Source organism: Pseudomonas sp. GM55 (assembly GCF_000282395.1).
GTDB classification, from domain to species: domain Bacteria; phylum Pseudomonadota; class Gammaproteobacteria; order Pseudomonadales; family Pseudomonadaceae; genus Aquipseudomonas; species Aquipseudomonas fluorescens_CC.
Genome location: NZ_AKJJ01000146.1, coordinates 1 through 9,516 on the forward strand (window position 1 = coordinate 1; position 9,516 = coordinate 9,516).

A 9,516-nucleotide genomic window follows, 5' to 3' on the forward strand; every position below is an offset into this window, starting at 1 on the left:
GGCTTCCGTCGGCTGCCACTCGGCTGGCCATTGCCGCACTTCGACGCCCTGCTGCCACTGCTGCACTGCGTGGGTGTCGATTTCCGGGCAAAGGCGCTCGAACGCTCGCAGATCATCGACCCATAGACGTACCGCCAGCCCATGTTCGGCCACCAGTTGCCGGGCCAATCGCCAGGTCACGCCGATGTCGCCGAAGTTATCGACCACGGTGCAAAAAATATCCCAGCGGGTTTTCAGTTCAGGCATTCCAGGCTCCCGTTGGCAAAGGCGCCGATTGTCCGCATAAATTACCCCGTGCAGAAGAGCCGACGGCGATTATTCTTCATGCGACAATCACCGCTCGCCAGTGACCTTTCGCCAGGACGCAATCATGCCCCACCGCCCCACTCCGCGCCGATCCTTCCCATTTCGCCTGAGCGCCCTGCAGTTGACCGGCAGCATCGCCCTCGGCATGTGGCTGGGATTCATTGCCATTGTGCTGACCTGCTGGCTCGCTTCGCGCCTGCTTTTCAGCGAACAACTGGCACCTGTAGTGGCGGCTGTGGAGCAACTGGCCAAACCACCGGTGGTGGTTCAAGCGATACCGGACATCCCGTCCCAGAGCCCGCTGTTCGAGCAATACGAAGAAAACCTGCGCAAGAACGAGCAGCAGCAACGGCTCGTTCAGGCCCGTAGCAGCAGTCGCAACCTGTCCAACCCAAGCTGTCAGTTCTGGCTGCAACAGGACCGGACTGCACCCAGCGAAAAAAGCCGCGCCAACGCCCTGCAATTCTGCGATTGATCATGAATAAACACAGCGTCCACCAATTGATTCTCGACAGGCTGCGGATCGATCTCGACATCGCCGAACGGGCCGCGCAAACCGCTTACGAAACGGCGACCCATGAAGAAAACATCGCCGAGAACAAGTACGACACCCTGGGGCTGGAGGCTTCGTATCTCGCGGCCGGACAAGCCAGAAGGGTCGAGGAGATTCGCCAGTCACTGACCCTCTGCCAGAACCTGGCCCTGCGCCCGTATGACGATCAACGGGGCATCGAAGTGGGGGCGCTGCTCGGGCTCGAGGACGAAAAGGGGCGCGAACAATGGCTGTTTCTCGCCCCCGATGCAGCTGGGCTGAAGGTCGATCTGGTGGGGCAACTGATAACCGTCATCACCCCGCGCTCACCGCTGGGCAAAAGCCTGCTGGGCAAGTTCGAGGGCGATGAGGTGGAGATCATGGTGGCGGGTGCTCGGCAACAGTTCGCTGTCACCGAGGTGGTTTAGCAGACTCTGTCAGTGAACCGGCAGTTCGACGCCGTCGAACAGCTCTTCCAGTTCCTGCTTGTTGTGGCATTGAATGGCCTTGGCCATGACTTCGCGGGTAAGGTGCGGCGCGAATTTCTCGATGAAATCGCACATGAAACCACGCAGGAAGGTGCCGCGACGGAAGCCGATCTTGGTGATGCTGGACTCGAACAACTCACTGGCATCGAGCACGACCAGGTCGCTGTCGAGTTTGGGATCGACGGCCATTTTCGCCACGATGCCCACGCCCAGCCCCAGGCGAACATAGGTCTTGATCACGTCGGCATCGGCGGCGGTGAACACGACTTTCGGCGTCAGGCCACGATGGCTGAACGCTTCGTCGAGTTTCGAACGGCCGGTAAAGCCGAACACGTAGGTCACGATCGGGTATTCGGCCAGCGCTTCGAGGGTCAGCTTCGACAACTTGGTCAACGGATGGCCCTGAGGCACGACCACACAACGGTTCCAGCGATAGCACGGCATCATGACCAGGTCGCCGAATAGTTCGAGCGCCTCGGTGGCGATGGCGAAATCCACGGTGCCATCAGCGGCCATTTCGGCGATTTGCATCGGCGACCCCTGGTGCATGTGCAGGGCAACGTCCGGGTATTGCTTGATGAAATTGCTGATCACCGGCGGCAATGCATAACGTGCCTGGGTGTGGGTGGTGGCAATCGACAGGGTGCCTTTCTTCTCGTTGGAGAATTCCTGGGCGATCTGCTTGATGCTTTCAACCTTGCGCAGAATCTCGCCGGCGGTGGTGATGATGCGTTCACCAGCCGGAGTGACCCGGGTCAAGTGCTTGCCACTGCGGGCAAAAACCTCGACGCCCAGTTCATCTTCCAGTAGACGGATCTGTTTGCTGATGCCCGGTTGAGAGGTGTAAAGGCTTTGGGCTGTAGCGGAAACGTTGAGGTCGTGGTGCGCCACTTCCCAGATGTAGCGCAATTGTTGAAGCTTCATATGAATCCCTCAAAGCAGGTAGACGCCACGGGCATCAGCGACGATATATAACTATATTAATGGCATGAAGAATAAATCTAGAACTTTTTTATCGGATTGCCACTATTCGTGTTCTAGAGATCCCCTTGGCGACGACGTTGCACCAGCGGCACCAGATAGACCGGCACCTTGGACAGTTGCAACACACGGGCGGCGGTTCGGCCCAAAGGCGTTTCCGCACCAGCACCGTGGCTGTGACTTCCTACGATCAACAAATCCACGGAGAGTTTCTGCGCTTGGTCCAGAATCACCTGCGATGGGTCGCCCTGCAGCACCCGTACTGCCTGAATCCGCTCCAGGTCGTGCTCCCCCTCATCCCCCAGTTCCTCACGAAAACTGTCGAGCACCCGCTGTTCGATACTGGCAATCACCGTATTCAGGCCCTGGCTGTGAAACTCATTCAGCGCCTGCTCATCGAGATAGCTTTGCAGCACCGATTCGGCAAACAACCCCATGGGTTCAACCGCATGCACGACATACAAATTGGCATTGAAGGTCCGGGCCAGCTCCAGGGCATGCTGCATCACCACGGGCGCGTACAGGCCAAGGTCTGTGGCATACAGCATCGAACGAATCATATGACCTCCTCAACTGCCAACATGGCGGAGATTTGATTCAGCTTAGCAGTGCCTTGGCGACTGCGACGTCCGGCGCAACGCATTGAATGGCGGGCTTAAACCTTTTGCTCGTTGCTTATGCCATGGGGCACGTGACCGGTGGCGACGACTTCACGGGCCAATTCGCAGTGGCCGGCCTGATCGTCGAAAAACACATCGGCCGCAAAGGCTTCGAGAAAGGCTGACTTGGTCAGACCGCCAAGGAACAGCGACTCGTCGAGCCGGATGTCCCATTCGCGCAACGTGCGAATGACCCGCTCATGGGCCGGCGCCGATCGCGCCGTGACCAGCGCGGTACGGATCGGGCAGGCGTCCTCCGGGAACTCACGCTGCAACAGATTAAGGGCCGCGAGAAAGCCCTTGAACGGTCCACCGCGCAATGGCTCGCGGGCCGCCTCACGCTCGCTGGCCTGGAACGCTTCCAGACCACCGGCCTGGTAAATGCGCTCCGACTCATCGGAAAACAGCACCGCGTCTCCGTCGAAGGCAATGCGTAACTCGTCGCTGGCTGCACGGCTGGCACCACCCGACAGAATGGTCGCTGCCGCGAAACCGGCGTCCAGTGCATTGCGTACGTCTTCGGCGTGGGTCGAGAGAAACAGGTCGCAGCCAAAGGCCTTGAGGTAGGGATACGGACTGCGCCCGCCGACAAATGCCGCACGGGAAATCGCCAGTCCGTAGTGGTCAATCGAGTTGAATACCCGCAGCCCGGTGTCGGCGCTGTTGCGCGACACCAGAATCACCTCGACCCGGGCGCGGCCGAGACTGTTGTTGAGGTTCAGGAGCTTCTGCACCAATGGAAAGGCATCGCCGGGCTGGAGGATTTCGTCTTCGTGTTCGATCTGATACTGCCGGTAGGCTTCGACGCCACTCGACAGATAGACCTTGTGGCTTTCGCTCAGGTCGAACAGCGCCCGCGAAGAAATCGCCAGCACCAGCTTGTCGTCAATTGTCTTCGGCATGCCCTTCCCCCTCAGGTCGGTCGACTCAGGTGTTGCGTCGATCAATGAAACTCAAGCTGCGATACAAGGCCTCGATGCGCGGCATTTCACACCCCGCGGCCTTGGCTGCGGCCAGTGGCCGGGCGTAGATTGCGGCGAGCTCCAGCGGCCGCTTGTGCAGGAAATCGTGGTACATGCTCGGCCAGTAGTCGGGCATTTTTTCGGTCACCATGAACAAGTGCTCGGCATACCCCGCCGGTACATCGTGCCCGCACGCGACTGCGCCTTGCACCACTTCGGCCATCAGCGCCTTGATCAGTTCGCGACTGTCGGCATCCGCCATCAACGGTGTAGTGCTCGCTCCCAGCAAAACCGATAGCCCGTTGTAAGGGATATTCCAGACCAGTTTTTGCCAACGCGCCTGATGCAGATTCGCCATGGCCTGGGAATCGAGGCCGGCACTGTGGAACAAATCGACACCCTCCTCGACAATGGCGCGGCGTGTCGGCCCATCGGCGGGACCGCTGTGATAACCAACATGCACCGCGCCCAACGCCTGATGAGTGATGACGCCCGGCGCCTCGCGATGGACGCAGATGTAGCAGAGCCCGCCAAGCACATGCAGCGAGTCGGGGAGCAACTCGCGCAGGCTGTCTTCAACGTCCAGGCCGTTTTGCAACAGCAGTACTTTGGCGTTCGGTGCCGCCGCCTGCAGGATGGCGGGTGCCAGGCCTGCATTGCTGGTGGTTTTCACGCCCACCAGCAGCCAGTCGCAGCGCGGCATGTCTTCAGCATTCGAATAGGCCTGCACCGGGTGCAACGTCAGTGCGCCGTGGGGTGCGCTATCGACCCGCAACCCATGCTCGGCCACCGCGGAGAATTCGCTGCGCAGCAGAAAATGCACATCAAAACCGGCACGCGCCAGCATCACCCCGTAGAAACCGCCGATTGCGCCGGTCCCAATAATGCCGATCGTCGGCCTGGCAATTGTCCCCATCATGGCAACTCCTCTGCTGTTCGACTCAGCGCCTGGCGCACGGCCCGATTGAGCTCGGTGTCGGTCAGACGCGATTTCAGTGCTCCGAAGAATTCGCCGTCGCGCACAATAAACAGCGCCGGCAAGTGAAAGACCTGATAACGCTCGACCACCCCTCCGTTATTGCCGGCATCGATCCAGCACAGTCGATCGACCGCCAGATCAAGCGTTGGCAATTGCTCGCGGGCAAAACGGCAACTGGCGCAGCCGACACTGGTGAAAATAACCAGCGAAACACCGCTCATCGCCAGCAGCCGTTGGTCGGCGTCAAGATCGGTCAGTTCCAATTCGACCACTATACTGGGTGTAACAATGTCAGATGGCCGACACATGGAGTCTGTGTTCATGGGACGATTTATTCCTCACCCTGACGATGTGCCCGTCGAATTAACGTTGCTGAAACCTGAATGTATTTCGCGACGACAGCTGCACACTATCAGCCTCGGGGGCATGGCTTGCAATTATCACCGCGCGTGGCGCCACGGCACGGCGCTGGAAGTTCGCATGCCGACCGTGAGTCCCGACGTGCGTTACCTGGGTTATGTCGCCTGGTGCCTGCGGCGCAAACGCGGTTATCTGGTGGGCATCGCTTTCGTCGACGAACAAATGCTGTTCAGCGCCCGGATGGGCGAGCAGGTGTGCCAGATCGAACGCTACTGCCGCCTGCATGACGCCCACGAGGACTTGCAGGATATTCAGGCCCTGGCCCTCGAATGGCTCCAGGAGCATGCCGATGAGTTCTCTCACGAATCGGTGCGCAAGGCTTTTGCCGAGCCTGTGTCGGATTAGGGGCATTGCCGAAGGGTTTGCCGGTCACGTTGGGGAAACTGACCGAGAATGACCCCTAAACCGGTGTCTGCCCATTGTCGAGCCACGGTGTAACGCGCTAAGGTTCGGCTCCCCGACGCGCTTAATTTGCTGTGCTCCGCCGCGCGGGTTCGCTGGCGGCCGGCACCCGTGACCTGACGAGTAAACGATGGCTGATTTACCGATCAACGACCTAAACGTCGCCTCCAACGAGACACTGATCACTCCCGATCAGCTCAAGCGCGATATTCCCCTGAGCGACGCCGCACTGCGCACCGTCACCAAGGGCCGCGAAGTCATTCGCAATATTCTGGATGGCACCGACCACCGCCTGTTCGTCGTCATCGGGCCTTGCTCGATCCATGACATCAAGGCCGCCCACGAATATGCCGACCGCCTGAAGGCTCTCGCTGCCGAAGTGTCCGATACCCTGTATCTGGTCATGCGCGTGTATTTCGAGAAGCCACGTACCACCGTCGGCTGGAAAGGCTTGATCAACGACCCGTACCTGGATGACTCGTTCAAGATCCAGGACGGCTTGCACATCGGCCGCCAGTTGCTGCTGGACCTGGCTGAGAAAGGCCTGCCAACCGCCACCGAAGCCCTCGACCCGATCTCCCCGCAATACTTGCAGGACCTGATCAGCTGGTCGGCCATCGGCGCGCGCACCACCGAATCCCAGACTCACCGTGAAATGGCGTCCGGTCTGTCCTCGGCCGTCGGCTTCAAGAACGGCACCGATGGCGGCCTGACCGTGGCGATCAACGCCTTGCAGTCGGTTTCCAGCCCGCACCGTTTCCTGGGTATCAACCAGGAAGGCGGCGTGTCGATCGTGACCACCAAGGGTAACGCCTACGGTCACGTGGTGCTGCGCGGCGGCAACGGTAAGCCGAACTACGATTCGGTCAGCGTTGCGCTCTGCGAGCAGGCGCTGAACAAGGCGAAGATCAAGCCGAACATCATGGTCGATTGCAGCCACGCCAACTCCAACAAGGATCCGGCCCTGCAACCGCTGGTGATGGAAAACGTCGCTAACCAGATCCTCGAAGGCAACAAGTCGATCATCGGCCTGATGGTTGAAAGCCACCTGAACTGGGGCTGCCAGGCAATCCCGAAAGACCTCGCCGACCTGCAATACGGCGTGTCGATCACCGACGCCTGCATCGACTGGACCGCGACCGAAAACACCTTGCGCAGCATGCATGCCAAGCTCAAGGATGTGCTGCCCAAACGCGATCGCAGCTGATCGCCTGATTGGCCGCACAAAAAACGCAGACAAAAAAACGCCGGGTAGAACCCGGCGTTTTTTTATGCATTCGTTTTATTGAAGGTCACTGGCTCAGCTTGGCCGCATGCCGCTGGTGACGCTCCATGTAGCGCTCGACGTAGGAGCACGATGGAATGACGGTGTAGCCCATTTCGTCAGCGTACTCCAGCGCCTTCTCGGTCAAGGCTGCTGCAATACCGCGACCACGCAATGCGTTGGGCACGAAGGTGCGATAGATATCCAGGGTCTGCTTCCCCAGGTCCATATAGGTCAGATAGGCACGATGACCGTCCACAATGGTCTCGAACTGATGACCAGCCTGGTCATGGTGGATGGACAACGCCTCGCTCATCACTACTCCTCGCGGGTCTGGATTTCCGACCCCTACCTTACCGATGTTTTTCCGGCGAAGGAACATCTACGCCACCCCGTGCCTGAATGGACACCGAGAAGAGCTGCACCGATCTCGCGCTACCGAGCACGTACAAATAGTAGGCACCATTGACAGAAATGCTCAAGGTGCGCTCGTCATCATGCAGGTTGGCGGGTGCTGCTCCGGATCACGCAGGAATGGCTCGACCGAAGGTCACTACGGGTCGATAGCCTGAACATTGCCGGATGTTGAGACTTAAGACGAGCGCCCGCTGTTAAAGTCACCTGAACATCGAGAAAGATATTGGGAGGCGCTACGCAAAAGCCGAACAAAAGTGTAGACGAATCCATGTAGGCGGACTTTAGCCAGACGGGAAAAAGAGTGGTGTGCCGAAGGAACTTTTTCTCGCCAGTTCGCTCAGCCACGGGCCTTGCAGCTGGATATTTTTTAAACAATTCAGTTAAAAGTTGCTCGAAAAAGAATCAACGCCTACAATTTTTTTTGCTTCTTGCGTCACGTCAGTTTTACTTACTACAAGTAATGGGTAGTATGTACGCCGGCTATTTCCTCAATCGGAGGAGATAGCTACTTAATAGAAAGTCCTTGAAGGGGAACACGATGAACAACGTTCTGAAATTCTCTGCTCTGGCTCTGGCCGCAGTTCTGGCTACCGGTTGCAGCAGCGCATCGAAAGAAACCGAAGCACGTCTGACCGCTACTGAAGACGCAGCTGCTCGCTCCCAGGCTCGTGCAGACGAAGCTTACCGTAAAGCTGATGAAGCTCTGGCTGCTGCTCAAAAAGCACAACAGACTGCTGACGAAGCTAACGAGCGTGCTCTGCGCATGCTGGACAAAGCTAGCCGCAAGTAATAATCCTTCGGGATTGTTATCAAGCCGACCCATTTTTTGGGTCGGCTTTTTTATTGCCCGGCGTTTCTCCAGGCAATAAAAAACCCGTCGACGCGGTCCGCGCCGACGGGTTCTTTGCAAGCGTTACTGCATCGGGTCGATCGGAGTGCTCGACACCATCGGTGCGACGCTGTTGCCCGGCACAGCGATCTCCACCGGCAGGCCGTCTTCAGCGGCAACCACATCACGCACCACATCCCAATTCATGCGCAGGTTGTTGGTGATGTCTTCACGCTTGAGCATCGCATTGATAACCGCAGTGTGCTTGTCGACCACCGACGGGTTGCCCTTGTCGTCCAGCGGCGTATGCGCCTCCAGGTAGACCTTGCCGCCACTCATGCCAAACTTGTACGGGTCGTTGATGATCCGTACCGACGTACCGACCGGCACCATGCCCGCCATTTCCAGCACGTTGTTATTGAACATGCGGAAGCAGCCGTGGCTGGTGCGCATGCCGATACCGAACTTCTTGTTCGAGCCGTGGATCAGGTAGCCCGGAGTGCCCAGGGTGAACTTGAACGGCCCCAGCGGGTTGTCAGGGCCGGCCGGCACGACGTTGGGCAGCGGATCACCGTCTGCTGCGTGCTCGGCCTTGATCGAAGCCGGAGGCGTCCAGGTCGGATTAGGTGTCTTGGCGGTGATGCTGGTGTGGGCAATTGGCGAGCCCCAGCCTTCACGACCGATACCCAGCGGGAACGTGTACACCACGTTCTTGCCTTTCGGGTAGTAGTAGAGGCGGTACTCGGCCAGGTTGATTACGATACCTTCACGCGGGCCTGGTGGCAGGATGAAGCGGGTCGGCAGAATGATTTCCGTGCCGGCGCCTGGCAACCAAGCATCGACACCCGGGTTGGCCGCGACCATTTCCGTGTAGCCCAGATCGTAGGCAGTACCAAGGTCGGCGAAGGTATCTTCGTACTTGGCCTTGATCACCTGCACCTGGCCGATGATGTCCTCACCGGGCGGTGGCAGGGGAAACTCCAATGCTGCAACGGGGCCGGCCACAAAAAGGGCGGCGAGAGTCAGGCAGCGGGTGACGGCAGGAAAGCGCGACAACATCCGGAAAATCCTTCGCATGATCAACTGAGATATAAGAAAGCGATTGTACACCGCTGCCTGTTATTTCGGGGAGATGGCCCGATTGCAGGTGATGCAAGGTGATTCTGCGGTTTTCCTTGACCCCTTGTGGGAGCGAGCCTGCTCGCGAAGGCGGCGTGTTGGGCGACGTGTCTTTTACCGGTGTACATATCCGTTTCTTCGGTAACGGCCACTTAGGG

The 9,516-nt window shown here is 58.7% G+C and carries 13 protein-coding genes; 5 read left to right on the forward strand and 8 right to left on the reverse strand.

Translation table 11 applies throughout. The annotated features are described in order from the left end of the window. A partial coding sequence (gene earP, locus PMI31_RS28025) for an elongation factor P maturation arginine rhamnosyltransferase EarP (RefSeq protein WP_008023277.1) occupies positions 1 to 246 on the reverse strand: 246 nt, incomplete at its 3' end. A gap of 124 nt (positions 247 to 370) precedes the next feature. Here earP and PMI31_RS28030 point away from each other — a divergent pair. Further along, positions 371 to 781, forward strand: coding sequence for a hypothetical protein (locus PMI31_RS28030; RefSeq protein WP_008023280.1), 411 nt, complete (start codon positions 371 to 373; stop codon positions 779 to 781). Between the two features lie 2 nt (positions 782 to 783). Beyond that, positions 784 to 1,266, forward strand: coding sequence for a GreA/GreB family elongation factor (locus PMI31_RS28035; RefSeq protein WP_008023281.1), 483 nt, complete (start codon positions 784 to 786; stop codon positions 1,264 to 1,266). 9 nt (positions 1,267 to 1,275) lie between these two features. Here PMI31_RS28035 and cysB read toward each other — a convergent pair whose 3' ends face one another. The 5 genes from cysB to PMI31_RS28060 all read right to left on the reverse strand — a co-directional run bounded on the left by cysB (position 1,276) and on the right by PMI31_RS28060 (position 5,230). Next, on the reverse strand, positions 1,276 to 2,250 hold the full coding sequence (gene cysB / locus PMI31_RS28040) for an HTH-type transcriptional regulator CysB (RefSeq protein ID WP_008023282.1): 975 nt from the start codon (positions 2,248 to 2,250) through the stop codon (positions 1,276 to 1,278). 113 nt (positions 2,251 to 2,363) lie between these two features. Then, positions 2,364 to 2,867, reverse strand: a complete 504-nt coding sequence (locus PMI31_RS28045) for a universal stress protein (protein WP_008023285.1) — start codon at positions 2,865 to 2,867, stop codon at positions 2,364 to 2,366. Between the two features lie 95 nt (positions 2,868 to 2,962). Next, complete coding sequence (locus tag PMI31_RS28050; protein ID WP_008023286.1) at positions 2,963 to 3,868, reverse strand: 5'-nucleotidase; 906 nt, start codon at positions 3,866 to 3,868, stop codon at positions 2,963 to 2,965. A 25-nt stretch (positions 3,869 to 3,893) separates the two neighbouring features. After that, on the reverse strand, positions 3,894 to 4,847 hold the full coding sequence (locus tag PMI31_RS28055; protein ID WP_008023288.1) for a putative 2-dehydropantoate 2-reductase: 954 nt from the start codon (positions 4,845 to 4,847) through the stop codon (positions 3,894 to 3,896). Further along, the gene (locus tag PMI31_RS28060) at positions 4,844 to 5,230 is read right to left on the reverse strand and encodes a thioredoxin family protein (protein ID WP_008023290.1); all 387 of its coding nucleotides are present in this window, start codon (positions 5,228 to 5,230) and stop codon (positions 4,844 to 4,846) included. The genes PMI31_RS28055 and PMI31_RS28060 overlap by 4 nt, the downstream gene beginning before the upstream one ends. Here PMI31_RS28060 and PMI31_RS28065 point away from each other — a divergent pair. Together PMI31_RS28065 and PMI31_RS28070 are read left to right on the forward strand one after the other, a co-directional pair. Then, positions 5,229 to 5,672, forward strand: coding sequence for a PilZ domain-containing protein (locus PMI31_RS28065; protein WP_043302712.1), 444 nt, complete (start codon positions 5,229 to 5,231; stop codon positions 5,670 to 5,672). The genes PMI31_RS28060 and PMI31_RS28065 overlap by 2 nt on opposite strands. Positions 5,673 to 5,859: 187 nt before the next feature. After that, positions 5,860 to 6,936 (forward strand): 3-deoxy-7-phosphoheptulonate synthase, encoded by a 1,077-nt coding sequence (locus tag PMI31_RS28070; protein ID WP_008023293.1) that lies wholly within the window; start codon positions 5,860 to 5,862, stop codon positions 6,934 to 6,936. 85 nt (positions 6,937 to 7,021) lie between these two features. On the opposite strand, the gene PMI31_RS28075 is transcribed toward PMI31_RS28070, so the two are convergent. Further along, positions 7,022 to 7,309 carry a GNAT family N-acetyltransferase gene (locus PMI31_RS28075; RefSeq protein ID WP_008023295.1) on the reverse strand — a complete coding sequence of 96 codons (288 nt, stop codon included), beginning with the start codon at positions 7,307 to 7,309 and terminating at the stop codon, positions 7,022 to 7,024. A gap of 639 nt (positions 7,310 to 7,948) precedes the next feature. On the opposite strand from PMI31_RS28075, the gene oprI reads away from it, so the two are divergent. Then, entirely contained in the window at positions 7,949 to 8,200 is a 252-nt protein-coding gene (gene oprI, locus PMI31_RS28080) for an outer membrane lipoprotei OprI (protein ID WP_003199355.1), read from the forward strand. Between the two features lie 123 nt (positions 8,201 to 8,323). Here oprI and PMI31_RS28085 read toward each other — a convergent pair whose 3' ends face one another. After that, a complete protein-coding gene (locus tag PMI31_RS28085) occupies positions 8,324 to 9,298 on the reverse strand; it encodes a L,D-transpeptidase family protein (RefSeq protein WP_008023297.1) in 975 nt (324 codons plus the stop codon). Positions 9,299 to 9,516 lie beyond the last annotated feature (218 nt).